This window comes from Pseudoalteromonas sp. MM17-2, from assembly GCF_022347945.1.
GTDB classification, from domain to species: domain Bacteria; phylum Pseudomonadota; class Gammaproteobacteria; order Enterobacterales; family Alteromonadaceae; genus Pseudoalteromonas; species Pseudoalteromonas ruthenica.
The window spans coordinates 64,819-91,217 of sequence record NZ_JAKRFV010000012.1 but is presented as its reverse complement, the minus strand read 5'-3'; the positions used below and the strand labels follow the sequence as shown (position 1 = coordinate 91,217).

General features: G+C 48.3%; 23 protein-coding genes. 6 read left to right on the top strand and 17 right to left on the bottom strand.

The annotated features are described in order from the left end of the window. From MHM93_RS11390 to MHM93_RS11350, 9 genes are read right to left on the bottom strand one after another with little or no spacing between them, the layout of a single operon-like run. A complete protein-coding gene (locus tag MHM93_RS11390) occupies nucleotides 1-1,227 on the bottom strand; it encodes a type II secretion system F family protein (RefSeq protein ID WP_022945523.1) in 1,227 nt (408 codons plus the stop codon). Continuing rightward, a complete protein-coding gene (locus MHM93_RS11385; RefSeq protein WP_272946260.1) occupies nucleotides 1,227-2,939 on the bottom strand; it encodes a type II/IV secretion system protein in 1,713 nt (570 codons plus the stop codon). The genes MHM93_RS11390 and MHM93_RS11385 overlap by 1 nt, the downstream gene beginning before the upstream one ends. After that, nucleotides 2,939-4,159 (bottom strand): hypothetical protein, encoded by a 1,221-nt coding sequence (locus MHM93_RS11380; protein ID WP_239449210.1) that lies wholly within the window; start codon nucleotides 4,157-4,159, stop codon nucleotides 2,939-2,941. The genes MHM93_RS11385 and MHM93_RS11380 overlap by 1 nt, the downstream gene beginning before the upstream one ends. Next, nucleotides 4,156-5,058 carry an AAA family ATPase gene (locus MHM93_RS11375; RefSeq protein WP_239449209.1) on the bottom strand — a complete coding sequence of 301 codons (903 nt, stop codon included), beginning with the start codon at nucleotides 5,056-5,058 and terminating at the stop codon, nucleotides 4,156-4,158. The genes MHM93_RS11380 and MHM93_RS11375 overlap by 4 nt, the downstream gene beginning before the upstream one ends. Next, on the bottom strand, nucleotides 5,058-6,749 hold the full coding sequence (gene mshL, locus MHM93_RS11370; RefSeq protein WP_239449208.1) for a pilus (MSHA type) biogenesis protein MshL: 1,692 nt from the start codon (nucleotides 6,747-6,749) through the stop codon (nucleotides 5,058-5,060). Before mshL ends, MHM93_RS11375 begins: the two co-directional genes overlap by 1 nt. Beyond that, nucleotides 6,733-7,050, bottom strand: a complete 318-nt coding sequence (locus tag MHM93_RS11365) for an agglutinin biogenesis protein MshK (protein ID WP_239449207.1) — start codon at nucleotides 7,048-7,050, stop codon at nucleotides 6,733-6,735. Before MHM93_RS11365 ends, mshL begins: the two co-directional genes overlap by 17 nt. After that, a complete protein-coding gene (locus tag MHM93_RS11360) occupies nucleotides 7,028-7,684 on the bottom strand; it encodes an agglutinin biogenesis protein MshJ (protein ID WP_239449206.1) in 657 nt (218 codons plus the stop codon). The genes MHM93_RS11365 and MHM93_RS11360 overlap by 23 nt, the downstream gene beginning before the upstream one ends. Then, on the bottom strand, nucleotides 7,681-8,274 hold the full coding sequence (locus MHM93_RS11355) for a PilN domain-containing protein (RefSeq protein WP_239449205.1): 594 nt from the start codon (nucleotides 8,272-8,274) through the stop codon (nucleotides 7,681-7,683). Before MHM93_RS11355 ends, MHM93_RS11360 begins: the two co-directional genes overlap by 4 nt. Next, the gene (locus tag MHM93_RS11350; protein WP_239449204.1) at nucleotides 8,271-9,206 is read right to left on the bottom strand and encodes an MSHA biogenesis protein MshI; all 936 of its coding nucleotides are present in this window, start codon (nucleotides 9,204-9,206) and stop codon (nucleotides 8,271-8,273) included. Before MHM93_RS11350 ends, MHM93_RS11355 begins: the two co-directional genes overlap by 4 nt. 91 nt (nucleotides 9,207-9,297) lie before the next feature. On the opposite strand from MHM93_RS11350, the gene MHM93_RS11345 reads away from it, so the two are divergent. Further along, nucleotides 9,298-10,206: a pyridoxal-phosphate dependent enzyme gene (locus MHM93_RS11345; RefSeq protein WP_239449203.1), complete on the top strand. Its 909-nt coding sequence runs from the start codon at nucleotides 9,298-9,300 to the stop codon at nucleotides 10,204-10,206. Here the strand turns inward: MHM93_RS11345 and MHM93_RS11340 are convergent. The 3 genes from MHM93_RS11340 to MHM93_RS11330 all read right to left on the bottom strand — a co-directional run bounded on the left by MHM93_RS11340 (nucleotide 10,193) and on the right by MHM93_RS11330 (nucleotide 14,036). Then, the gene (locus tag MHM93_RS11340; protein ID WP_239449202.1) at nucleotides 10,193-11,788 is read right to left on the bottom strand and encodes an EAL domain-containing protein; all 1,596 of its coding nucleotides are present in this window, start codon (nucleotides 11,786-11,788) and stop codon (nucleotides 10,193-10,195) included. The genes MHM93_RS11345 and MHM93_RS11340 overlap by 14 nt on opposite strands. Before the next feature lie 153 nt (nucleotides 11,789-11,941). Continuing rightward, nucleotides 11,942-12,649 carry a single-stranded DNA-binding protein gene (gene ssb / locus MHM93_RS11335; RefSeq protein WP_239449201.1) on the bottom strand — a complete coding sequence of 236 codons (708 nt, stop codon included), beginning with the start codon at nucleotides 12,647-12,649 and terminating at the stop codon, nucleotides 11,942-11,944. A 19-nt stretch (nucleotides 12,650-12,668) separates the two neighbouring features. Beyond that, on the bottom strand, nucleotides 12,669-14,036 hold the full coding sequence (locus MHM93_RS11330; RefSeq protein ID WP_022945511.1) for an MFS transporter: 1,368 nt from the start codon (nucleotides 14,034-14,036) through the stop codon (nucleotides 12,669-12,671). Nucleotides 14,037-14,278: 242 nt separating this feature from the next. On the opposite strand from MHM93_RS11330, the gene uvrA reads away from it, so the two are divergent. Continuing rightward, nucleotides 14,279-17,101 (top strand): excinuclease ABC subunit UvrA, encoded by a 2,823-nt coding sequence (gene uvrA, locus MHM93_RS11325; protein ID WP_239449200.1) that lies wholly within the window; start codon nucleotides 14,279-14,281, stop codon nucleotides 17,099-17,101. Between the two features lie 45 nt (nucleotides 17,102-17,146). On the opposite strand, the gene MHM93_RS11320 is transcribed toward uvrA, so the two are convergent. After that, a complete protein-coding gene (locus MHM93_RS11320) occupies nucleotides 17,147-19,282 on the bottom strand; it encodes a winged helix-turn-helix domain-containing protein (protein WP_239449199.1) in 2,136 nt (711 codons plus the stop codon). Between the two features lie 265 nt (nucleotides 19,283-19,547). On the opposite strand from MHM93_RS11320, the gene MHM93_RS11315 reads away from it, so the two are divergent. The 3 genes from MHM93_RS11315 to MHM93_RS11305 are packed head-to-tail and all read left to right on the top strand — an operon-like array spanning nucleotide 19,548 to nucleotide 20,280. Continuing rightward, on the top strand, nucleotides 19,548-19,775 hold the full coding sequence (locus MHM93_RS11315; RefSeq protein ID WP_239449198.1) for a hypothetical protein: 228 nt from the start codon (nucleotides 19,548-19,550) through the stop codon (nucleotides 19,773-19,775). A gap of 11 nt (nucleotides 19,776-19,786) precedes the next feature. Next, nucleotides 19,787-20,056 (top strand): hypothetical protein, encoded by a 270-nt coding sequence (locus MHM93_RS11310; RefSeq protein ID WP_239449197.1) that lies wholly within the window; start codon nucleotides 19,787-19,789, stop codon nucleotides 20,054-20,056. Further along, nucleotides 20,053-20,280 carry a hypothetical protein gene (locus MHM93_RS11305; protein WP_022945506.1) on the top strand — a complete coding sequence of 76 codons (228 nt, stop codon included), beginning with the start codon at nucleotides 20,053-20,055 and terminating at the stop codon, nucleotides 20,278-20,280. The genes MHM93_RS11310 and MHM93_RS11305 overlap by 4 nt, the downstream gene beginning before the upstream one ends. A gap of 137 nt (nucleotides 20,281-20,417) precedes the next feature. Here MHM93_RS11305 and MHM93_RS11300 read toward each other — a convergent pair whose 3' ends face one another. After that, nucleotides 20,418-20,810: a thioesterase family protein gene (locus tag MHM93_RS11300; RefSeq protein ID WP_022945505.1), complete on the bottom strand. Its 393-nt coding sequence runs from the start codon at nucleotides 20,808-20,810 to the stop codon at nucleotides 20,418-20,420. A gap of 27 nt (nucleotides 20,811-20,837) precedes the next feature. Here MHM93_RS11300 and MHM93_RS11295 point away from each other — a divergent pair, with 27 nt between their 5' ends. Beyond that, nucleotides 20,838-21,542: a 2OG-Fe(II) oxygenase gene (locus tag MHM93_RS11295; protein ID WP_022945504.1), complete on the top strand. Its 705-nt coding sequence runs from the start codon at nucleotides 20,838-20,840 to the stop codon at nucleotides 21,540-21,542. A 40-nt stretch (nucleotides 21,543-21,582) separates the two neighbouring features. On the opposite strand, the gene MHM93_RS11290 is transcribed toward MHM93_RS11295, so the two are convergent. From MHM93_RS11290 to acnB, 3 genes are all read right to left on the bottom strand, one after another. Then, nucleotides 21,583-22,824, bottom strand: coding sequence for a cysteine desulfurase-like protein (locus MHM93_RS11290; RefSeq protein ID WP_239449196.1), 1,242 nt, complete (start codon nucleotides 22,822-22,824; stop codon nucleotides 21,583-21,585). Nucleotides 22,825-22,833: 9 nt separating this feature from the next. Beyond that, nucleotides 22,834-23,466, bottom strand: a complete 633-nt coding sequence (locus tag MHM93_RS11285) for a 2OG-Fe dioxygenase family protein (RefSeq protein ID WP_239449195.1) — start codon at nucleotides 23,464-23,466, stop codon at nucleotides 22,834-22,836. 229 nt (nucleotides 23,467-23,695) lie between these two features. Continuing rightward, nucleotides 23,696-26,293, bottom strand: coding sequence for a bifunctional aconitate hydratase 2/2-methylisocitrate dehydratase (gene acnB / locus MHM93_RS11280; protein WP_022945501.1), 2,598 nt, complete (start codon nucleotides 26,291-26,293; stop codon nucleotides 23,696-23,698). Nucleotides 26,294-26,399: the final 106 nt, after the last annotated feature.

Sequence of the window (26,399 nt, the reverse complement as noted above, 5' to 3'; positions counted from 1 at the left end):
TTAGCCCCCTTTAATCGCAGACATCAGGTTCCACATAGGAGTAAAAATACCCAATGCCAGTATTAGCACCATTACCGCCACCAAAGCAATTAAAATGGGCTCTATCTTCGCGGTCAGGCTCTTTAAATCAAAATCCACTTCGCGTTCATAATAGTCGGCACTTTCTTGCAACAGTTCATCAACGCGACCGGTTTCCTCCCCGACTGCAACCATTTGCAACACCAATTGCGAGAAGAGCTCACTCTGTCGGGAAACCCGCAATAGGCTGTCGCCTTTTTCTATGCCGCGTCGCATCTCGACAATACGCTGATGCATATGGGCATTATCAACGGCATCAGCCGTAAGGGATAGCCCGGTGGTCATTGGTACACCAGAACGTAACACCATGGCAAAACTGCGGCTGTATCGAGATAACAAAGAGCGTTCAATAATGCTGCCAATAATGGGTAAACGCAATTTCACGCGGTCCCATTTCAATCGTCCTAGCTCGGTACCTAAGTAACGCCGTATTCCGTAATAGCTTGCCGCCATCAATGCCAGCAACAACCACCAGTAATGAACAAAGAAATTAGAAGTGCCAATGAGAATGCGCGTCATCAGCGGCAACTCAGCATCGAATTTAGAGAACATTTGCGCGAACACGGGGATCACAAAAATATTTAAGATAAACATGGCCGCGATGAGCGCGATGATCACAAACGTTGGGTAGCGCAATGCCGCTTTTATTCGTTTTCGCGTTTCTTGCTCGCGTTCAAAATACTCAGCCAACTGTAAAAAGGCATCCTCAAGCTTACCGGTGTTTTCACCCACCACCACGATAGAGATCATTAAGCGATGAAAAACCTCCTTGTGGCTCGCCATAGCAGCGGATAAATTACGCCCCTGCTCAAGCTGAGTGGTAATTTCTTTTAATACCTCGCGAAAACGCGGATTTGTGGTGGTTTCAGCCAGGCCGTTAATAGCGCGGATAATCGGGATCCCCGCTTTGAGCAGTGAATACATTTGCCGTGAAAAGATAATCATCTCATCAAGGCCGACCTTGGGCTGAAGCCAAGCCATAAGCGGTTTGTTATCGGCGCTTTTTACGACCTGAGTCTCATCTATCTTAATGGGCACACTTTGACGCGCCAATAACTGATCCGCAGCCGCTTGTGCGTTATTAGCCTCAACCACGCCTTTAATTAGTTTGCCCTGGCTATCTTTGGCCTGATAACGAAAATGCGCCACTAGTTGTTTACCACTTCAGGTACATATTCAGCTACTTTGAATACTTCATCCAAGGTGGTGATCCCTTGCTGAGCGTAGTCCATTGCCATATGTGATAAAGGTGAGAAATCTGGGTTATTCTTCGCTGCTTGTGCAAAGGCTTGGGTATCACTTTGGCGCAGCGCATCCATCATATCTTCGTTCATTTCTAGTAGCTCAAACACCCCGATACGGCCTTTATAACCGGTATGATTGCAGCTGTTGCAGCCCCGCCCTTGGTAGAATTGCGCATCCGCTAGGTGAGGCTGTAAATAACGTACCCAGGCACGTTCTTGCTCGTCGGCTTCATAGGGTTGCTGACAGTTTTGACAAATACGGCGCACTAAGCGCTGAGCGATAATCGCTCGCAAGGAGCTGGCAACCAAATAAGGTGGCGCGCCCATATCGATAAGACGCATGGCGCTGGTGATGGCATCATTGGTGTGCAAAGTACTCAATACCAAGTGTCCCGTTAGTGCACCTCGCAGCCCTATTTCCACGGTTTCTTGGTCTCGCATCTCGCCGACCATAATAATATCAGGGTCTTGGCGCAAGGTTGTACGCAACACATTCGCAAAGCTCAAGCCTATTTTACTGTTCACCTGGACCTGATTTATACGGCTGATACGGTATTCGACAGGATCTTCCACAGTGATTATTTTATTCTGAGCCTGATTAAGTTCACTCAAGGCCCCATACAGGGTCGTCGTTTTACCCGAGCCGGTAGGGCCGGTAACAAGGATCATGCCGTGCGGACGCTTCAGCGTTTCCCGTAACTTACGTAGCAAAGGTGCTGGCATACCGGTTTGATCTAAGGTGAGCAGCCCGGCGGATTGGTCCAGCAAACGCATCACCACCGATTCACCATTTTGCACCGGCATGGTCGAGAGCCGCACATCTATGCTGTGGCCTTTTACTTTGATATTAAAGCGCCCGTCTTGGGGAATGCGCTTTTCTGATATATCCAAGCCAGACATTAACTTAAGGCGTAGCACTAAGGCTGAGGCAATCTTAACGTGATCTAAGATATTCTCTTGCAACACACCATCCACCCGCTGACGAATGCGCAGCATCTTTTCATCGGGCTCAATATGGATATCCGAGGCACGAACCTGTACCGCATCCTCAAAAATGGATTGCAGTAGCTTAACAACCGTTGCATCTGAGGTGCTGTCATCAAGGGCGTTGAGTTCGAACTCTTCCCCTTCTTGATATTCCTCATCAAGTTGTTCAGCAAAGTTAGCAATATCTTGGGTGCGTCGGTATACGGTATCGAACGCCTCTAACATTTGTGACTCTTGCACCACCGCAAGGTCAATGCGCTTCGAACCCAAAATAGGCCCTAACTGGTCGAGGCCACTCAAATCAGCAGGGTCACTCATACCCAATAACACGCTGTCGCCGTTATCCTCAATAACTAGCGCACGGTAACGGCGCGCATAAACCTCAGGTAAGAGGGTGGCGGTTTCTGGCGCGATGCGACGTTGCGAAATATCTAAAAAGGGAACATTCAGTTGCTGAGCCAAAAAGCGCAGTAACTGTGGCTCGGCAATCACGCCTAAATCAACTAGAGTCGCACCAAGTTTCCGCCCGGAGCTTTTTTGCGCCGCCAGCGCTTGCTCAAGCTGTTCTTCGGTAATTATTTGCTCGTGGACTAAGAGGTCCCCTAAGCGCATTTTTAAGCGAGGTCTAATCATGGCGTGTCCTGTAAACTATCATAGCGAGCCCGAGCGTATTGTTGTGACGGCCCTGATAAGCCACCTAATTGTAAGGCGGTAGCATAATGCCCTCGAGCGCTATGGTATTGGCCTAGTGCGTCTTCTGATGTGGCCAACGCCAACCACCATTTAGCTACATTGGGTTGACGCCTTACTAATTCAGTAAAGCATACCTTGGCAATATCGTGCTGCTTTAGCTGGCGCGCTGCCGATCCTTTTAAAATCCAATAGTCGTTGTTACCCAGTTGCGTTGCGCGCGCATTCTGGCCATCTCCTAACACCTCAAGCACGCGCTGATATTGCTGTTGTTCAATGGCCATTTTGGCAATCATGACACGCCATGAAAGGGTTTCTGGCGCCACTTTTAAGCCATTAATAAGCACACTGTATGCTTCTTCTAAGCGCTGTTGTCCATATAAGGTCGCAGCGAGTGATGACCGGGCTTGTTCATGTTCGGGAACAAGAATAACGGCTTGTTCAAACTGCTTTATAGCCTCATTCGTCATTGCAAAGCGCAGCGACTGTTGTCCTTGCTCAAACCAGCGCTGCGCGCGCTGCTGAACACTTAACGCCTTGACGACCTTTACGGCGGTGTCACTGGATGACGTTACTGGCCGCGTGGCGTTGGCTGCACTTGCGGGAGACTCGGCCTTAGACGTTCTTGGCTGCTTTATTATTGGTTTTGGCGCCGACTCAAGCATCTTATCTTGGGAAATTTCAGCGACGGGCTCTTTAGTATCGGGTAATTGCCGTGACTGGCTCAAAGATGAGTCTTTTGATGGCGATACTCGTTGTTTACCGTTTTTATTGCCGTTGTAAGTACTCTCATTAGTAACACGTGTTTCACGGTTACTTGGCCGACGTAGCTCAGCCTCATCATCAACCTCATTTAATTGTGGCTGAATGACTTGACTCGCAACTGATTGTTTAAGTGTTATAGGTTGCTTTTCGAGCGGCTTAGTGACTAAACCTTTTGGTTCAGGTGCTGAATGAGCAGCCTCTGACTCTTCAGGTGCTTGAGGAATTAATAAATAAGCAAGGGCTATGACGACCATGGCGCTCACTAACACCGCAACAATGGTGATGACATTTCGCCAAGGCCGCGCCTGCGGTAGTTGTACGGTCGGCTCTAACGCCAGTTCATGTTCGCCATCGCGCTGCTCAATATCTTTCAGGGCCTTGTTTAGTAGACTCACAGCACTTGTCTCCACAACCAAATACCCGCCACGCCTATCACTGTCGCACTGAGCACTGCAAACAACCACCAGCGCCGCATAGATGTTGGCGCGTAGCAATCCTCGGTATCGGCAATTGCCGCGCGAATATAGCGCTTATTGAGTGCTGTTTGCCCTTCCCCATAAGCCAATAATAGCGCTTTGTGGCATACCGTATTTACTAACCGAGGAATGCCGCGACAAGCCCGTGCTATATGGTGGTTCAGACGCGGTGAAAAGAGGGGGGACTGCGCGCCTGCGCGGCGAAGGCGATGATTAATGTAGTAGTCCACTTCCGCTGCTGTCATCGGCCTAAGTTGGTAGGAGAAACCGATACGTTGGCGCAATTGCCTTACTTGCGGGTTGGCTAACTTAGTATCCAGTTCTGGTTGACCAAAGAGGACTACTTGGAGCAGTTTTTTTTGCTCCGTTTCTAAGTTGGTTAATAACCGCAACGCCTCCAGCGCTTCCCAACTAAAACATTGTGCCTCATCAACAATCATAACCACCTTTTTCCCTTCTTGACTCAGGGTTAACAGGCGCTTCTCTATGGATTGGCTCAATGTTTGTTGATCTTGTTCGGGCGCAAGTTCCAGCCCCAACTCAGCCGCCACCGCCCATCGCAATTCATCTGGGGTCAAATAAGGGTTGGGCAAATAGACAACCACATAATTATCCTCAAGGTGGTTTATCAACTTTCTACAAATCAGCGTTTTGCCTGTACCTACTTCCCCGGTAACTTTTATAAACCCTTCGGACATACTCAGTGCACTGAGCAGCACTTTCAGCGCTTCGTTATGAGGCTCAAGAGCACAGTAGAACTGCGTGTTCGGGGTGAGCGAAAACGGCATTTCCGTTAGGTTAAAAAAGCTGAGATACATTAATTGCGGTACCAAGTTTCTAACAATTTACGTGAGCGTTGTTGTTGTTTCTTCCATGTGTCTGGCATAACCACGGTCGGACGCAGTAAGATGACCAACTCTTTTTTATTCTGCTTCTTACGAATACTTTTAAACAGATTACCAACGAGAGGAATATCGCCTAACACCGGCGTTTTCGAAACCTCGTCAGAGGTAATGGTTTGCATTAGGCCTCCGATAACCACGATTTCACCGCTCGATGCCCTGATTACCGTATCAGACTCACGAATATTGCTTTGGGCCAAAGGCAGTTCGATACTTTCGTTCCCTAATTTGATTGACTTGGTTTGCTCCTCGGTTTGCGTCACTGACGGGTGTACGTGCAAAATCACCGAGCCATATTTGTCTATTTGAGGTGTTACATCCAAGGCTATGCCAGAGAAAAACGGCGTAAGTTCAATGTCATTGTTATTTTGTTGAGTGACACTGCCAATGTCTTCGCTGCTGGACACATCGGTTACAAAGTATTCATCTTCCCCTACTTTAATCACCGCTTTTTGGTTATTAGTTGCAGTCACTCTAGGGTTTGAGAGCATTTGCACATCACCTTGGGTTTGCAATAAATTGATCACCCCAGCAAAATCGGGATTAGAGAAAACCAAACTAGCAGCACCCCCTAATTCCGCAGAAATTTGATTACCGAGCTGCGCTGCTGTCGAGGAGAATGACAGTGATGTACTGCCAATATTTGCCGCTATTTCAGACCAATTGACTCCCTGCTGATACTCATCTTTGAGTGTCACCTCGATGATGCGCGCCTCTAAAATCACTTGCCGCTGCAAGCTTTCCTCACTGTGGCGCAAGAACTCTTTCATGGCAGCAATTTCACTCGGTAGTGCATGCACTGTTACCAAGCTTGCCTGTGGGCTAACAATGACGTAACGACCACCGTGTGTGCCCACCAGCGATTGCAATGCCTCTTTTAAGTCAGCCCAAAAATCACTCTCGCTACTGGTTTGAATATTTGAGCCGTTAAGCTGTTGAATATTTCCAGAGCCACTGTTGTTGCCATTATTGTTATTAATGGCGTTGTTATTACCGCCATTATTGCCACTAAAGTTGTTATTTCCGTTGCCACTGTTGCCGTTATTATTCTGATCGTAATCGCTCACACCGCCAGAGATGACGCTGACATTCGATACACCGAAGCGACGCATCATCAGATAGTTTACCGCTATAGACTCGGTGCGCATTTTGGCTGGTAAGACTTGCACTACCTGGCCTTCAAGAAACACATCAAGTGGATACATGCGGGTGATGATCTTAAGCACTTCATCCATACTGACCTGCTTAAGGTTCAAACTAATGGCGCCGGATACCTCAGGATGAATAGCGACACTGAAAGGGGTATCGTCTACCAGGGCGTTAAAAAATGGCCGCAGTGCAACTTCATTGGCGACCACATCGAAGCGCTCAATAGCCGTGCTGGGCTGCACCTTGGTGTGTGCTGATACCGAGCTCAGCAATTCTTGCTCAAAATCTTTCGGGGGTTGCGGTGCCTCACTAACCTGCGACTGTTTTGCGGGTTCTAGTTCCTTGGCAATATGAGGTTGCACTCGTTCTCCGGTGCCGAAGGTCGCACAGGCGCTAGCCAGCAACGAAGAGGTACCAACTATAAACCAGTGGACTAATAACTTATTTTTTGATTTCATTGCTATATAACTCTAACTTCAATTGCTTTGCACCTTGAACAAGGAGCACAGCATGGGCGCTAATATTGGTGACAGTGTAATCGGCTAACTTATCCCCCTGAGCGTATAACTGCCCAGAAATAATGGCCTTATGTTGACCTTTTTTACTCACTACCGACTCCAATACCCATTGCTGCTGCACCGATTCAGTACTACGTGATATCTGCGCTTGCACAGCGGGGCGGGTTGGGTCTTGTAATACTTGTGCCGCTATTGGCACACTTACGACCATGAACAGGCTACAGGCTAATAAATGTTTCATTGTTACTTACCGTTGCTAAGTTCAAGGTGAGTTGCGCTCTCGGATGCTCCTGCACCTGATAATGAAAGCCTGTGATGAGTACCCGAGTGGCTGCTTGTTCAATTCGTGCCATATAATCTCGCAAAGCAAAGTAATTACCTTGCAAGGTCATCTGCATATTATGCTGATAAAATTGTAATTGTGGTGACGATGGCTCACTTTGCTCGCCTGTTTGCACCGCTTCCACACCCATCACTTTAAAACCCAGTAACTGCACCCCTTGTTGCTGAGCTAGCAAATCTCCGAGGACATCCGGCATACGGTCGCCAGACACAAAACCATCACTGAGCTGTTGTAATTGTTGGTCTAAATCGCGGTTACGCTGGTGCAGCTCTTGAAGTTGCAATTTGAGATTAGCTTTATAATCAATAGCCAAAGCTTGAGTGAGTGCCTGTCGCTGTGCGCGCAGTGATGCATTCTCACTTTGGTAACCGGCAATTTGCGTGGCTGCGTGGTCGTGATTTTCCATCAATGGCATGCTTATAAACCACCCACCTAAGTACAGAATACAGAACAGCCCCACTGTCAGCACCAGCATCTTTTCCCGCTGTTGCAGCTGGCTAAACTGGTTACTTATATGTTGCCAACGTTTCATGGCTGCTCCCCATCAATGCGAGTAGACACATTAAACTGTCTCAGCTCATCACTTTGATCGAATTCCAAAACCGAAAACTCTTTACCTAAAAAGTAGTCGGAATTTCTTAATTGTTTAAGCCATGGAGCTATTTCACTAGGTACCGCCGTTTTGCCCTGTAACTGCACATGACGCTGACTAATATTAATTTCTGTCAGCCACACTTGTGGGTTGTGATAGCGCGCCAAGTCATTCATCAAGGCGCTGTAACGAAGTGGTGCACCGCTGCCCTTCCCTTGTAAATATGCAATCAAACTAAGGCGGTGCTGCTCTGCGCGCTGCTGCTGTTCTAGTTGCTGCTGCAAATTCTTGGTATCGCGCCGCTGCGCTAATTGCTTGTTAAGCTCTGCCACGTCAGCTTTTAGGTGGCGATGTTGCTGTGTAAGCTCCTGCAGCTGCTGTTGCTGATGGTTATTACGCCACACTTGCAGGGCGATAACCACAGCCAACACGACAAATGCAGCGATGAATATTTTTACGACCACAGCTAGCGGCAGCGGATCATGACGCGGCTTCAAGCTTTCTTGGTAAAAATTTATGCTGCTCTTCATGCCTGCTCCAACATCGGAAAATAGGCGCCCGCCAAAGCCATATGGAATTTAGGGTCAATCACATCAGCCAAATCCATAAGCGGTTTAAACTCCACAATAGGGGTAGTTTGAAACGCTTGCAAACGCGAGATCACCGCCTGAGCATCATCAATGCCTTGAATAAGAATTTCCTTTATTGGTGGTTGCTTGAGCTGGCTCTCATAAAAGTCCATAGAGCGCTGAATCTCAAGCCCTAACGAATCACTTAAGTGCGATAAGGTGGTCTCATCGGGCTGTTGCTGTAACGCGCTGAACCCTCGTAGCCTGCGATTAAGCAGCAATTGTTGGTCGCGAATGATTAACACACTGGGTTCATCACTAGGCTCCTGGTACACCACCAAGCGGGCATAGTTATCTTTGGCGGTCATCGCCGCGAGGGTGGTTTCTTTCACCGATAGCTGCTGAAGGTGGCAGTCATTGAGCTTATCGAGCTCAGAGACCAGTGGCCGCAATTGCTGCTTATCGGTAGCAAACACATTAATCTTGGCCTTTTGACCGGTGCTTTGAATCGGGTAATCGATATAATCAGCAATGATATTTTCGGCGTTTATGGTCACCAAGTCTTTTAGTGTCCACGGCAGTGACTGAGTGATTTCTTGCTCGCTCAGCTCTGGCTTCTCGGCCTGTACTATCTGATAATAGGATTGTGGTAACACCACGTACAAGTCGCAAGCGTCAGAAGAGATCTTGCGTAGCAATTTAAGTAATGCTTTCGAATAGTTAGCTGAATCGTTGAGCGGCAGCTCTTCGGTATCACTGACAAACCATTGTTGCTTTTTTTGCTTTAACTGCACCGCGCGTAACACGTCTGCGTACAAGGCAACGCCCACTATTGCTTCGGACTTTTTCTTTGTATTTAGCCAAGGAACACGGGCCAAGAGTTTAGATGCCATATAGTCTGCAGTATCACCTATAAGAATATACAAAGTATCAATAATTTGCGGAATTTAGCAAGTTAATTAGGGGGAAAACTAGGGCAAAACTATGAACTCAGTGATCACATCCATTAAAGAGTCACCCATGCAGCAAATTCACCATCCTCTGCTGCGGCATCACAACGTGCAACTAAGCATCAAACGCGACGATTTGTATCACCCTCTGATCCAAGGTAATAAATGGCGAAAATTAAAGTACAACTTAGCGGCTTTTCAGGCTTCTGAATGTAGTCAGTTGCTCACTTTTGGCGGTCCTTTCTCCAATCATTTATATGCAACGGCCGCCGCTGGAAAACTATTTGGTCTAAGCACTATTGGCATCGTGCGCGGCCCTGAACTTGATATGCACAACCCCACACTGCGCTTTGCCCACGCCTGCGGTATGAAGTTAGTGGCGGTAACGCGTAAAGACTACCGCTTGCGCCAGCAAAAAGATTACCTCAATGAGCTTAAGCAACGCTTTGGTAATGTCTACATTCTCCCTGAAGGCGGAACCAACCACGCGGCGCTACGCGGTGTAGCGGAGCTAGCCCAAACCTTACCAGAACACGATTATCTAGTGTGCGCTACAGGAAGTGGCGGTACCTTAGCAGGGTTATGCGCAGGCCATACGCAGCGAAAAGTACTTGGTATTGCCGTGCTCAAAAATGCAGATTACCTGAATCATGAAATAAGCCAACTAACCTCCACACACCACTGTGACTGGCAATTAATGCAGCACTTTCATGATGGCGGTTATGGCCGCTTTAGTGACAGACAATGGCGCTTTTGCCAAGATTTCAGAGCCACCTATCAAGTGCCACTGGAGCCTATTTACACGGGGAAAATGATGTACGCACTGTGGCAACTGATTGCACAAGGGTATTTCCCTGCCGACAGTCGCATCATTGCCGTACATACCGGGGGCTTGCAAGGGCTCAATGGCTTGCGTTATCGCGGCCTACTCAAAGCGACTTGAAGGTTGACAGTTGCAGTGCACCAGAGAAGTATGCACCTTGTGCAGCCCTAACCCCGAGCTGCTGTAACACCAAAACTTGTTGTTGCCTTTCAACGCCTACGGCAATTATTGGAATATTGTGCTGTTGGGCCTTTGCAACGTAAGCCAGCACACGCTTTTGCACATTTTTATCCACTTCAATGTGGGCAATAAGTTCGGGCGCCAGTTTTATCGCTTGTACAGGCACCGCCAATTTATCGAGATCCACATTTGGCCATGTTCGTAATTGGTCAATAATAATTCCGCGTTGGCATGCCTTAGTTCGGCGCACCCGCCTACGCACGATATATTGATGCTGATCTAAGAGTTCGGCCTTACATTCAATAAGAACATTGCGATGTTGCTCGAGAAAGAGCTTAAGACGTTGCCAAAATTCACCATCGAACCAGCTTGATTGTTGCAAGTTGATGCTGACATCACCTTGTTGCACCTCGGTGGCAAGCATTTTATCCAATCGGGCTAAAACGGCGCTATCCACACTGCTTTCTGCTTTGCGTGTTTGCGGCTCTTCGAGATACTCTGGTGAAATCAGGCCCAACTGCTGGTGGCGAACACGTAGCAAGGTTTCGTGATGCAGTATTTGCTCGCTATGCAAATCAAATACGGGCTGGAAAAAGCAAATAAAATGATCTTTTTGCACACTTTCACTCAGCGAGCAGGACTTCGCTGCCAACAACATAGAGTGGTTATAGCTAAAGGGGATACGGTAGCAATGTTTGTCTTTACTTTGCTTTGCCAATGCCAACGCCGATTGCGTTAATTGATACACAATGGCTTGGTCAGCACCGCTTCGGTAGTTACAAATGCCCACCTTGATCTCTGCAGCCCGCAATTCAGGGAGTAAAGCTTGGCAGCTTTGTAAGATGGTGTCACTGAGTGCCTCAAGTTGCTTGTCGAGGTGTTGGTAATGAATATCATGGATGGTAATAGCGAAGCTGCCGGTATTAAGCACCTTCACCGACAGCTGTTGCTTGTAGCTTAAGCTTTCTTGCAACAAAGCCTCGAGCAAACTCGCGACCCCGTTTGCAGCAACACTCAGTTTAGTGCAATGGGCAATTACAAACACACTCTGGTACAAGTGGTTTAAGCCTAAAATACTCGCACTCATCGGTGCTTGTTCTGTTTTTTCTAACGATGATACTTTGCTCTTTTGCGATATACGCTTTCGCCTAAGAAGGTTGACCACCTGCCAACACATGTACGCCAGCAGCGCATTACCGATGATAAACCAGTGACTTTTCGACAACCACAATGGCGAGCCAAATATCTCTTGGTGTTCATTCCCGATGGAGATAACCACAGACACAGGGTCAACATAAGCATGCTGAGGAGGCTCAAGGAAAAAGCCATAAGGTTCGAGTAAGGTCGTTAATAACGCATCATCTACATCAGTAACCCGATCTAACTGATGTGATAGCTGGTGGATATCGGCTTGGCGCTGCATATGCAAGGCATACGCAAGTACAGCATTGCACAATATAGCGAGTGTAATAGCCGCTAAACCAACAGTGATCCACGTACGGTATGGACGAAATAAAGACAAAATACAGGCCGACGAATAATCATTCTCATGCCTAAAGTGTTGTCCATGAAAGGGGGAAGCTCAAGCAAGAACCCATAAAAAAGCCCCATAGAATGGGGCTTGTGGAATAAAATAGCGAGATATCAATAAGCTTTTCGCACAACTTTTTAGTTGTTAGAACGGGATATCGTCGTCAAAATCAATGGGGGGTTCCATAGGGTTTGAAGCACCACCCTGGGGAGCATTTTGTGGTTTAGGGGCAAAGCCACCACCTTGCTGGCCGCCACCATGCTGATTGCTCTGATGATTCTGCTGAGAGCCAAAGCCACCCTGCTGTTGATTGCCTTGCTGCATACCTTGGTTGCTTTGTTGCTGGCCATAGTTATTGCTTTGTTGCTGCCCGTAACCACCTTGCTGCGCAGCCCCCTGTTGAGGAGCTCCCTGCTGTGGGTTATTTTGTGCTTGGTTATTGCCACCAAAACCGCCTTGTTGCTGAGCACCTTGATAACCGCCTGAGGCAGCACCCTGGTTATCGCCACGACCACCAAGCATTTGCATTTGCCCGCCCATATCGACAACAATCTCAGTGGTGTATTTATCTTGACCGCTTTGGTCGGTCCATTTACGCGTTTGTAAACGACCTTCAATGTACACTTGTGAACCTTTACGAAGATACTCACCAGCTACTTCAGCGAGTTTGCCAAATAACACGACACGGTGCCATTCCGTACGCTCTTGCATTTGCCCAGTATTTTTATCTTTCCAGCTGTCTGTGGTAGCAATGCTGATATTTGCTACGCCATTGCCGTTTGGCATATAGCGAACTTCTGGATCTTGACCCAGATTACCCACCAAAATTACTTTATTAACACCGCGCGCCATGGATTTTTACTCCTATAAATTACACTGCGGCGACGAGTCTTTGCGCCGCCTCTAAATCAAATTTTTTGTCGTCTACTTTAAGATAGCTGCGATTTTCATCACACACCACCGTGGCCTCTAACACCCCAGGTAATGCCACTAAACGACCCGCCAACTGCTGTGCATCCTGCTCTGAATCAACAGCACTAAGCAAACTAATAATTTTGCTACGCGGCGGCACTCGCATTTTCGCGGCTATGACAAGCCATATTACCCCAACCACAGCAGCCGCCGCAAACACCATCTCAGGGCTGCCGGTTTGGGCCACATAACCGCCTAAAATGCCTCCTAAAAACGCGCCCAAGAATTGCGATGAGGAAAAAACGCCCATCGCTGAGCCTTTTTGATTCGCCGGGGACAGTCGCGATACCAAGGCCGGCATAGTGGCTTCTAGAAAGTTAAAAGCCACGAAGTACAGCATCATACATGCCGCGATGACATACACTGAATGCGCACCGGCAACCAGCCCAAGCATACTCACAATGAGCATCACGATAGCGACTAAAAACAAGGGTTTTTCTTTTTGCTTGGCAACGGCGACGATCATCATCGGCACCATAAGCACAAAAGAAAGCACAAATACGGGGATATATAATTGCCAGTGTTTGGCGGCTTCAAGCCCATCGGCAATCAGTTGCGTCGGTAGTGACACGAATACGGTCGTCAGTGACAGGTGCAAAAACAGCACCCCTAAGTCTAAGCGAGCTAAGTCTGGGTGACGCACTAACTTACCCACATCAGCAAGAGTAACACTGGTTTCGCCCTTGGGCGCACGATTAACCGCCGTAGGCACCATCCAAGTAACAATGGCCATGCCTAACACCGCCAGTGCAGCGGTCAGCCAGAAAATCCCGGAAACACCGAAGCTCGCGGCAACCATGGGCCCTAACAGCATGGCGACGGCAAAACTCATGCCGATACACATGCCGATCACGGCCATCACCTTAGGACGCTGCTCATCACGACTGAGGTCGGCAGCAAGCGCCAGCAGTGCACTGGCAATCGCCCCCATCCCTTGTAACGCACGCCCTAATGTTAGGGTATACATGGATTCGGCACACGCGGCGACCACCGAGCCTAAGGTAAACAATACCAACCCACCGATGATCACCCGCTTACGACCAATGCGGTCAGATAACCACCCCATAGGAATTTGCAACAGCGCTTGGGTAAGACCATAAGCACCAATCGCGAGGCCGATCCACAAGGGAGAAAAGCCACTGAGGCTTTGTCCATAGACAGCCAACACCGGCATCAGCATAAACAGCCCAAGCATACGAAATGCAAAGACACTGGCTAGCGATACCGCTGCACGTTTTTCGACAGTATTAAGTTGAGATGCGGACATGACGAAGTACTAAGCAGCCATAAAGCAAATTAAATTTATTGGCCGGCGATGATAGCATATCCACGCGCCAATATGACATGCCCAGCGGCATTAATATTACACTGATCGCCTGCCCTGCTGTGCTTCGTACTGAGTTTTTCGTTGCTACAGTATTCACTCTTTAGGTCAATAAGGCATCGCTAAATCCTGTACAAATATGCGATACTTACGGGCTATTAAATTGCACGGGTAAAAGGCGAAGAATGGAAAATATCGAAGTTCGCGGTGCACGCACCCACAACCTCAAAGACATCAACCTCACAATCCCTCGCGATAAGCTGATTGTCATCACCGGCTTATCAGGCTCCGGCAAATCCTCCCTCGCTTTCGATACGTTATATGCCGAGGGTCAGCGCCGTTATGTTGAGTCGCTTTCCGCATACGCCAGACAGTTTTTATCACTTATGGAAAAGCCCGATGTCGATCATATTGAGGGCCTCTCCCCCGCCATTTCCATCGAGCAAAAGTCGACATCACACAACCCGCGCTCGACGGTGGGCACCATCACTGAAATATACGACTATCTGCGATTGCTGTTTGCCCGTGTTGGTGAGCCACGTTGCCCAACCCACAATTTACCCTTAGCGGCGCAAACCATTAGCCAAATGGTGGACCAAGTCTTGGCGTTACCTGAGGGCAGTAAGTTGATGCTGCTCGCCCCGGTGGTCAAAAACCGTAAAGGGGAGCATGTAAAGCTGCTCGAGCAACTCGCTGCCCAAGGCTATATCCGTGCCCGTATTGATGGCGAGGTCTGTGACTTGTCCGATCCACCGCCGCTTGAATTACATAAAAAACACACCATTGAAGTGGTTGTCGATCGCCTTAAGGTGAAAGAGGGTCAGCAACAGCGCTTAGCCGAATCCTTTGAAACCGCCCTTGAGCTTTCAGGGGGCGTTGCTCAGGTTGCCGCTATGGATGATTCCTTAAAGGAAGAGATGGTGTTTTCCGCCAACTTTGCTTGCCCGACCTGTGGCTATGCCATGAGCGAGCTGGAGCCACGGTTATTTTCCTTCAACAACCCCGCAGGTGCTTGTCAAAGCTGTGATGGCTTAGGGGTACGCCAGTACTTTGATCCCAACCGCGTTGTTCACAACAGTGAGCTCAGCCTTGCTGGCGGCGCTATCAAAGGCTGGGATAAACGCAGCTTCTACTATTTCCAAATGCTGCAATCGGTCGCCGAGCACTATCAATTTGATCTTAACACCCCCTTTCAAGACCTTGATGAGCAAGCACAAAAAGTGGTTCTAGAAGGTTCAGGAGGGGAGAAAATAGCCTTTAGCTACCGCAATGACCGTGGCGATTTAATTACCCGCAATCATGAGTTCGAAGGCGTTCTTAACAATATGCAACGCCGCTATCATGAGACCGAGTCAAACTCGGTACGTGAAGAGCTGGCTAAGTATCAAACCTCACAAGCCTGTCCGAGCTGTCATGGCTCACGACTGCGCCAAGAGGCCCGAAATGTATTTATCGGTGACACCAACTTACCCGCCGTCACCCTGATGAGTATCGGTCAAGCCTATGACTATTTTGAGCAGCTCGATTTTAGCGGCCAAAAAGCGCAAATTGCCGATAAGATCCTCAAAGAAATTCGCGACCGCTTGTCTTTTCTCGTCAATGTGGGTCTAAATTATCTGTCGCTTGAGCGCAGCGCCGATACCCTCTCTGGGGGGGAAGCGCAGCGTATTCGTCTCGCCAGCCAGATAGGTGCGGGATTGGTGGGGGTGATGTATGTGCTTGATGAGCCCTCGATTGGCCTGCATCAACGCGATAACGATCGCCTGCTACAAACGCTGACCCGTCTGCGCGACTTAGGCAACACCGTTCTCGTGGTGGAACACGATGAAGATGCTATTCGCGCCGCCGACTATGTTATTGATATCGGCCCCGGCGCTGGGGTACATGGTGGTTATGTGGTTGCTGAAGGCACCCGAGATGAAATCATGGCCAACCCTGATTCATTAACCGGGCAGTATCTCAGTGGCAGCAAAGAAATCGCCGTGCCCAAAGAGCGCCATGCCGCCTCTGATAAATGGCTGGAGCTATTCGGTGCCACCGGCAATAACCTTAAAGCCGTCGATGTGCGTATTCCTTTTGGCTTGATGACCTGTATCACCGGGGTCTCCGGTTCCGGAAAATCGACCCTTATTAACGATACCTTGTTTAAGGTGGCGCACACCGAACTGAACGGCGCAACCGCCGTTGAACCTGCGCCGTACAAAGATATTCAAGGTTTAGATCATTTCGACAAGGTTATCGATATTGATCAAAGCCCAATCGGGCGCACGCCACGCTCCAACCCCGCCACTTACACCGGTATTTTCACCGCGATTCGCGAGCTGTTTGCAGGCACGCAAGAGGCGCGTTCTCGGGGTTACAAAGTGGGCCGCTTTAGCTTCAATGTTAAAGGCGGCCGGTGTGAGGCATGCCAAGGCGATGGCGTAATTAAAGTAGAAATGCACTTTTTACCTGATGTATACGTGCCGTGTGACGTCTGTCAGGGCAAACGCTATAACCGCGAAACCCTGGAAGTGCTTTACAAGGGCATGAATATTCACCAAGTGTTAGAGATGACGGTAGAAGATGCGCGACAGTTCTTTGATGCCATCCCCGCGATAAAACGCAAGCTGCAAACGCTGATGGATGTCGGCTTGTCGTATATTCGACTTGGCCAAGCCGCAACCACTCTCTCCGGTGGTGAGGCGCAACGGGTAAAACTCGCTCGTGAATTATCCAAGCGCGATACCGGCAAAACCTTATATATACTTGATGAGCCAACGACTGGTCTGCACTTCCATGATATTCAGCAGCTGCTGGCGGTATTACACCGTTTGCGCGACCATGGTAATACCATCGTGGTGATTGAGCATAACCTAGATGTCATCAAAACCGCAGACTGGATCGTTGATTTAGGCCCTGAAGGAGGCAGCGGCGGGGGCGAAATTCTCGTTGCTGGCACGCCAGAACAGGTAGCCGAGTGCGAGCGCTCACATACCGGTAAATACTTAAAACCTATGCTCAAGTAATACCCACTCTCGGGCCTGAGTTTAATTGTTTTAACTCAGGCCTTATTATTCCCACATAAGGCGGTTGATTGAGCTATCTTCACTAATTTTGCGAGTGATAATGATGCGCCCATCAGCATCGGGCACCGCGCTTAGTATCTCAAATGGCAGCTGCACCTGCTCACACCGCTCTCCAGTCAAAGCCCAGCGATACACGTTGTATGTATAGTCCATGGAATAGGCGTAGCCATCGCGCACATGGATAGGCACATGAGAAGACATTGATAGCTCACAGGGCACACTGTACTGGGCGTTATCCGTTAATGACACCAAGGTCTTATCTTTGAACAAAAAGACCTCGCCGTTAGCACCGGTGACTAGCTGTAAGGCATCCGTCTCGCGCACCTTGTTAAGCTCCCGAGAGATAAAATCAAACTGATAAAGAGTCCGTGGTGACGATGATTTGCTTAACACATACAACGATTGGCCACTTTCATGCCACGCCCAATCCATTATCGGAATGTGTGCAAGCTCACTAATAGCCGTTGCCTTTGCGCTTTCAACATCGAGTAAGATAGGTTTTTTCTGCTCTGTCAGCACGATGTTTTCGCCACTCGGCGATACCCTTAAGTTGTCCAAAAGAGCATAGTCTGGATGATCTAGAAATGATATCTGCTTAACCTGCCCGTCACTGGCGTGCCATACCTGAGGACGGCCAGAGCGTAGCGAAATAAAATAGTGCCCGGAGCTATGAGCGACCAGCCCATACTCACTGCTATCGGAGGCATAAAGCTGCTGATATTGAGCCGCCTCAGTAAAACTTTCCAAAGCGACCACTTGATAGGTTATGCGACTAAGCGGTGAGTAATACACCGAGTTGTCGTAATAGCTGATATCTGACATCTTGATATCATCAGGTAAGGCATAGGCCTCGGCGATTTCAGCGCTGTGAATGTCTATAAATAATAGCCGCCCTTTTTCATCACCATAGAGCAAGGTCTCACTGTTATACCAATCCAATGCCGAGTTTCTGTAAAAACTAGCGGGCGGTGAGTTCATGCGTTTTATTTCACCGGTGTCCAAGCTGTATACATAAACCTCTACCTGAAAATCGAGATCCAGCTGTAAATAGGCGATGTGCTTTCCATCTGGAGATAACGACAAGGACCCTGGACCGACCTTGTCCGCCATAGGCGCAATCAGCTGAGAAGTCGTGTCCGAGTATACATCGTACCTAAATAACCCAATATAATGCGAGTACAGCTCGCCACGGATAAAATAAAAATAGCGACCATCATTACTTAATTGGCCACTGTAATCAAAACGATGATCACACTCCATGAGCGGCTTAGGTTCGCCTAATTCAGGGAAGTTTTTGAAATCTATGGCTAAATATTGGCAACTGCTATCAGTCGCGTTTCTGGCGCGTATCACCAGGGTATCACTATTATGTTGCCAAGACAGGGCCACCACTTCAGCATCTTTATAGGTTATGGCGACTTCGTCCCGAGTGATCACATCGAGAACAAAGGCGCCTTCTTTCCCTGATGCGTCTTTTTCATTGCTGTAAGCCAGTAAGCGTCCGCTATCGTTGATAAGAGGCACATATTCACTGCCCACTTTCCAGGTCACTTTGTGGCGACTCATTGGCTTTTGCTCAGCGATAACAGCGGTTGTTTGTGACGGTGTAAAAAACGCAGACCCGTTCAGCGTGTAAGCGGTACTAGCAAGCACAGCGACAAACACCACCGCAGCCACATACTTCCACCAAGCATAACTGGGCTTTGAGCGCGTAGGTGTTATCGGCTGCTTGCCCTCGTGGGGGTTAACTTGAGTGTGCGCAAGCGGCTCTGGCGCCGCAGTTTGTGGTGTAGCTGCACTGGCAGCGTTATCCAATGTCGCCACTTCACGGACCAAACTATAGCCTTGGCGGTAGTGAGTTTTTATAAAAATGGCTGGATCGTCAGGGTGTTTTAACTTTTTCCGCAACTCAGAAATGGCGCGATTTATGGCATTATTATCAACATAGCCTTGCTGCCAAACATGCTCAATTAATTGTTCACGGGTAACAATCTGCTGCGGCCGTTGGAGAAAAAAAGTGATCAGCTTAATCAGCAGCGGGTCTAATTCTCGCTCAATATCCCCGCTAAGCAACACTCCTCGCTGCTCAAGTAGTGTCCATGGTCCAACTCTGTACTGCACTCGAAAAAGTCCCTTGATTAAAGCCAACGCAATGCTAACACAGGTGAACAAAAAGTGAATCAAAACCTTATAAAAGGTTATATTTAAATATAATAATTGAGGCTATCTTTATGATTTTAAATATTTATTTTGAGTAACATGAAGTTATGAGAAATCCGTAAGATGTAGATAAGCGACGTGGCGAAAACCTCGGCCTAATATGGATAACAACAAAACGGCACAGCCTAGCGGCTTTGCAAACAACACCCATAACGAGGATTAAATTATGAACAAGCCACTACAAGCAGTATTACTAATGAGCACTCTTCTCGCGACAGCAGCACAGGCTGGCGAGCCGCAAGTAAATACACAGCCCACGGCGACTATGCCAAGCACCAGTTTGACGCAATTAAACAATAAATTAGAACAACAACTTGATATGCAGTTACATGAGTCTATTGGCCGTATTAACCAAGATGTCGCCAAGCGCATTACCGAGCAGCAAGGCAACTAAGGAGCACGGTGATGAAAGCCAGCAGTTTGTCCGTCCCCCTATTAGCGCTGATATTGAACTCGGCGCATGCCGGCGGCGCTCAAGTACTTATGAGCCTTAACACAGCCACGGCGGTGACTGAAAACCCAGCGCATACACAACAGCAGCGCTCGCTGGCTACACTTGAGCGCAAGATGCAGCGCCGCTTAAAGCAGGGTTTAGTGATTGAGGTTGATGACAAAGCATTAGAACGCGCGCTGAGAGCACGTATTGAGCAGCAATTGGAGCAAAAAGAAAGATGACCAAAACAACCAAGCAAGCACTTCCTTACCTGTTGCTCTTTGGCACGTTGGCGTTGGCACAATTGAGCAGCATTGACTGGCAACAATTGCGAGAGAGCAGCGCGCTGGTACAGCGCCATAGTAAGCAGTTGCAGTTGTCATGGTGGCACGAGCAGGACAGTGCCAATGCTTATAATTACATGGTCGCGACCACCCCTCAGCAGCAACCACAATCCATCGACTAAATATTGGGGCGACTGCAGGGGCGACCGCAGGGGCGAGCGCTGAAGCATAAGCAATGGCACGCTAACTAAAACCATCAAGAGGCCATTGCCATCGTATCAGGCGCCGCCTCTGCGGCCCTTTATGTCGGCCTGCGTAGTCAGTCTGATAAATACTCACTGAGCGCCGTGCGCTCATCATCGCTCAGGGGCTGAGAGGTTTTATCACTGAAATTGTAGCGCACCATCACCGTTTTCCCCTCGGCGCAACATTCACCATGCTGCCAAGCTTGTTGTTTAATGACGAAGGAGCTTGACCCGATACGCTCTATCATGGTTTTAACCTCGACCTCTTGGCCGTAAAATAGCTCCCCCATAAAAGTCACTTCCACTTTAGCGACAATTAACCGCCATTGATGGGGATTGAGATCGGGGGTAAAGATTTTGAAAATTGGGGTACGGGCGGCTTCAAACCATACAGGGAGTACGGTATTGTTAATGTGTCCAAGGACATCAGTTTCGCTAAAACGGGGCTGAACCTTCTCAATAAGCATAATAATTCCAAAAGGTAAGGTTGAGTCATGTCAGACTTTATTGGCGTTTATGATAACGCGCTTAGTGACGAGTTTTGTAGTCAGTTTATCGACCTTTTTGAGCAAAGCCCGCATACCCAGCCAGGGCGCACCTCTGGCGGTATTGATTTAGCGAAAAAAGATAGCCGCGATTTGTACCTCAATGCCCACCCCGAGTATGCTCAAGCGCTACAACATATCCAGCAGGTAACAGCGCGACACGTGATGGACTACGTGCAAGAACACTTTTTTATGATGATTGGTGCCTTTGGCCTTAAAGTTTATCACCCAAAAACCGGACAGCCAGTTGATGTTACCGTGGAAAACTTTGATGAAGTGGCAAAGCCGCAGATGGGCACCTTACTACAGCAACTGTTTCGTTTGGGGAATATCCAAGCGCAAAAGTATGAAGTGAATAAGGGCGGTTACCCCTATTGGCACAGCGAAGTATATCCCCAACAAGGCCACAACGAAGCGCTGCATCGGGTATTGCTGTTTATGTTTTATCTCAATGATGTCAGCGAAGGGGGAGAAACCGAGTTTTATTATCAGAACCGTAAGATAGCACCTAAACGTGGCACCATGGTGGTTGCTCCGGGTTACTTCACCCACACCCACCGAGGCAATAAGCCAATATCCAATGACAAATACATTCTCACTTCTTGGGTGCTATTTAACCGTGCCGAGCAAATTTACGGACAGCCTAGTAGCTAACAAAAAAGGCGGCTGTTACGCCGCCTTTTAACCTACATCATTACGCGTTGTTAATGAGCGTTGCCAAAAGCTCGAATAAGCGGTCTATTTCGGCGATGCTGTTGTAGTGCATACATCCGATACGCACGACTCCACCTTTATCCATCACGCCGAGCTGCTCACACAGGCCTTGCGCATAAAAGTTACCATCCCATACACAGAGGTGATGCTGGCCTAAAAACTCCGAAACTTGGCGCGGTTCGAAGCCGGTAATGGTCAGTGCAAAAGTGGGTGTACGCTGTTGCACTCGTTCAACATCGCTAATGCCATACAGAGTGATCTGTGGAAACTCCGCCAAACGCGTTAAGAAGTGGCGACTGAGCGCCATTTCATGCTCTTTACTGTTGGCAAAGGCGACTTGCAAGCGCTGACGACGTGGCGTGCTGGCATCAAGACCACTTAAACTGGCGATATATTCTATTGCGGCGGTGACACCGGCCAACCCCTCGAAGCTTTGTGTGCCCGTTTCCCAACGTCCCGGAACCACATCTTTCGCCGGCGCGACCTTGTAAGGAGTAAAGTGCTCTAAATGAGCGCGCTTACCGTAAACGATGCCCACGTGCGGACCAAAGAACTTATAAGCTGAGCAAGCAAGGAAGTCACAGTCTAACGCTTGTACATCGATAAGCTCATGTGGTGCGTAGTGCACGGCATCCACATAGACTAACGCACCGTGCTGGTGAGCAAGCTCAATAATGCGCTTAATATCATTGATAGAGCCTGTGGTATTGGAAGCATAGGTCACTGCCACCAGCTTAGTATTGTCATTAAGAAGCTGCTCGAAATGAGCCATATCCAAGGTGCAATCCTGCTCGTTGACGCGTAGCGCATGCACTCGCGCCCCCTTGTCTTCAGCAGCCTGAACCCATGATGATACATTTGAATAATGGTCAGCATTGGTGACAATGATCTCATCACTCGCTTGCCAGTCTCTAGCCAAAGCGCGGCTGAAACTGAATGTCAGGCTGGTCATGTTGGCGCCAAAGACAATTTGCTCAGGGCTTGGGCTATTTAGTAAATCAGCCACTGCTTGACGCGCGGCGCTCATCACCGCCACGGTTTTGTCACTGGAGAAAAACGCGCCGCCCAAATTAGCATTGTAGTGGCCAAGGTAGCTGCTCATCGCGTCTAAAACAGACTGCGGAACCTGCGCCCCACCCGGACCATCAAAAAAGATCGGAGATTGACCATCCACCTGCTGCATTAGCGCCGGAAACTGCTGGCGTAATTCGGTTAAGTTCATGGCTGTCCCTTAAGCTGTGAGCACGAAGCAGTCCAAGTAACCTGGCTTGCCATCATCAATTTTATTCATCGGCGTGGCGTTGTGCCAAACTTGGCGATCATCAATCAGCGCAAACATGCCGTCTTTGATCTCCATTTTAAAGCACGGTTTCGCTTCTTTATGCTCATACACCAGCAGCTCTCCGCCTTCCAGGTTTTCGTGCGATACGCCACATACACAGACATGGTCAAAGCCGTCTTGATGCACGCCTTCAGGTGCCGGCGGCGTGTCACTTTCAATTGCCAACATGCGGAACTGATGAATTTCAATATCACGGTCATCACTGATGCCGGTCATGGTGCGAAACTCTTCCACAATGCGCTTCATGCCTGCACTGGCCAACAGCGACTGTTCTAGATTCTCGTAGGTACGCTCAATATTGCCTTGGAAGTTATTGATGGAGTCATCCTGAACAAAGGCTTTAGTCGGCTGTAGCGTAAGCTCGCCTTGCTGCATTTTAACCACTGAGTAGCGACGCTTACGAAATGCACCATCGGCATACGGGTTGTCGGGAAGATTATCAAACGAAGGCTTTACTGCGTCGATATGAGCTTGGTCGATAAAACGAAGCTGGAGAAGGTTCTGATTATTTAACGTTGTCATAAAGATCCTGCCTTTTATGCAAATTTGCGGGGATCTTAAGCTATTTTCGGTGGTGGTTTGATTTTATTTACCCAGTTAGTTTATGTGTTTTTGCATCAAAAATGCACACATTAAAATATAACAGGTAAATAATCTAACATTTTTATACAGTGAAAAAATAAACACCTAATCAACTTTGTTTTGAGCATAAAAAAGCCCACTTGTGTGGACTTTTTTATTTAACGCTGCATTACACCGCTTGCTGGATGATGACCTCATCCGCTTTTTTGGTGTACTGAGGCATTTTATGGAAGTTCAAGTAACGATACGTATCAGCCGCTGTCGCATTGATCTTCTCGGCATACTCTTGGTATTCCTGAGGCGTAGGTAGTTTACCCAAAATCGCTGCAACCGCTGCAAGCTCAGCAGAAGCCAAGAATACATTAGCACCAGTACCTAAACGGTTCGGGAAGTTACGCGTTGAGGTAGACACCACAGTCGCTTTATCAGCAACACGTGCTTGGTTACCCATACACAGTGAACACCCTGGTGTTTCAATACGAGCGCCGACACGACCAAAGATACCGTAGTAACCTTCGTCTGTAAGCTGGTCACGGTCCATCTTCGTTGGTGGCGCAACCCAAAGTTGAGTTGGCAAACGACCGCCGTAGTTATCAAGAAGCTTACCAGCGGCACGGAAGTGACCGATGTTAGTCATACATGAGCCGATGAATACTTCGTCGATTTTCTCACCGGTTACGTCAGAGAGTAAACGTGCATCATCTGGGTCGTTTGGCGCACACAAGATTGGCTCTTTGATCTCTGCAAGATCAATTTCAATCACGTGCTTGTAGTCTGCATCTTTGTCCGCTTCCATTAGCTCTGGGTTGGCAAGCCACTCTTCCATCGCTTTAATACGACGCTCGATAGTACGTACATCACCGTAACCTTCAGAGATCATCCACTTCAACATGACAATGTTTGACTCTAGGTATTCAGCGATTGATTCACGGCTAAGCTTCACAGTACAACCGGCGGCACTACGTTCTGCTGATGCATCAGAGAGCTCGAATGCTTGCTCAACAGTAAGGTGCTCAACACCTTCAATTTCAAGAATACGGCCAGAGAATTCGTTGATCTTACCTTTCTTCTCAACGGTAAGCAGACCTTCTTTGATGCCGTAATAAGGAATAGCATGGACAAGGTCACGTAGCGTGATACCTGGCTGCATTTCACCTTTAAAGCGCACCAATACAGACTCAGGCATATCCAGTGGCATAACCCCAGTCGCCGCTGCAAACGCAACCGCACCAGAACCCGCTGGGAATGAAATACCTAGAGGGAAACGGGTGTGTGAGTCACCACCCGTACCCACTGTATCTGGAAGTAGCATACGGTTTAGCCAAGAGTGAATAACACCATCGCCTGGGCGCAGTGATACACCGCCACGGTTCATGATGAAATCAGGCAGCGTGTGGTGCGTTTTCACATCGATTGGTTTCGGGTAGGCAGAAGTGTGGCAGAAAGACTGCATGGTTAAGTCAGCAGAGAAACCAAGGCAAGCTAGGTCTTTAAGCTCATCACGCGTCATTGGACCGGTGGTGTCTTGTGAACCCACGGTAGTCATCTTCGGCTCGCAGTATTGCCCTGGGCGAACACCTGGCATGTTACAAGCGCGACCAACCATCTTTTGCGCTAGGGTAAAGCCCTTACCTGAGTCGGTGATGATCTTCGGCTTACGGAAAATATCTTCCGGTTCCATACCCAATGAGGCACGCGCTTTATCGGTAAGGCCACGACCAACAATCAGTGGAATACGACCGCCAGCACGCACTTCGTCAAGAATCACGTCTGATTTAAGTTCAAAAGTGCTGATCACGTCATCGGTGCCGTGGCGCTTCACCACACCTTCATATGGGTAGATATCAATTTGATCGCCCATATTCATGTCATCAACATTTAACTCGATTGGTAGCGCGCCCGAATCTTCCATGGTGTTGAAGAAAATAGGGGCAATTTTACCGCCAAGACAAACACCACCAACACGCTTATTCGGTACGTGTGGAATGTCTTCGCCCATAAACCAAAGTACTGAGTTAGTCGCTGATTTACGTGAAGAACCAGTACCTACAACATCACCTACATAGGCAAGTGGTAAGCCTTTTGTTTTTAGCTCTTCTAGCTGTGAAATAGGACCTACTTCACCGTTTTTATCAGGGTTAATGCCATCACGCTCATTTTTCAGCATTGCTAAAGCATGCAATGGAATATCAGGACGTGACCACGCATCAGGAGCTGGAGAAAGGTCATCGGTGTTAGTCTCACCGGTTACCTTGAACACGGTAACAGAGATTTTCTCTGGTACTGCTGGCTTTTTCTCAAACCACTCAGCATTTGCCCATGATTCGATAACTTGCTGCGCGTACTTATTACCTGCTTTAGCTTTTTCTTCCACGTCATAAAACGCGTCGAACATAAGTAAAGTGTGTGACAAACCCTTTACAGCAATCGGTGCTAAAGCGTCGTCATCAAGAAGGTCTACCATTGGCGCAATATTGTAACCGCCAAGCATAGTACCTAGTAGCTCTGCTGCTTTTTCTTTATCAATAAGTGGCGTTTGCGTTTCGCCTTTAGCAACTGCAGCAAGGAAACCTGCTTTTACGTAAGCCGCGTCATCCACACCAGGTGGTACACGGTTTACAAGTAAGTCTAAAATGAATTCTTCTTCACCGGCTGGTGGGTTCTTAATAAGTTCGATTAAGTCAGCTGTTTGCTGAGCATCTAGTGGTGCAGGCACAATACCTTGGGCTGCACGCTCTTCAACATGTTTACGATATTCTTGAAGCACAATTTTGCCCTCTTGGTGACGTGAAAACAGCGCGTATCGCCAAAGCGCTTACGTGCTATTTATAAAATTTTGACACGAATACAATTATAAAGGCTTTAAAGATAGA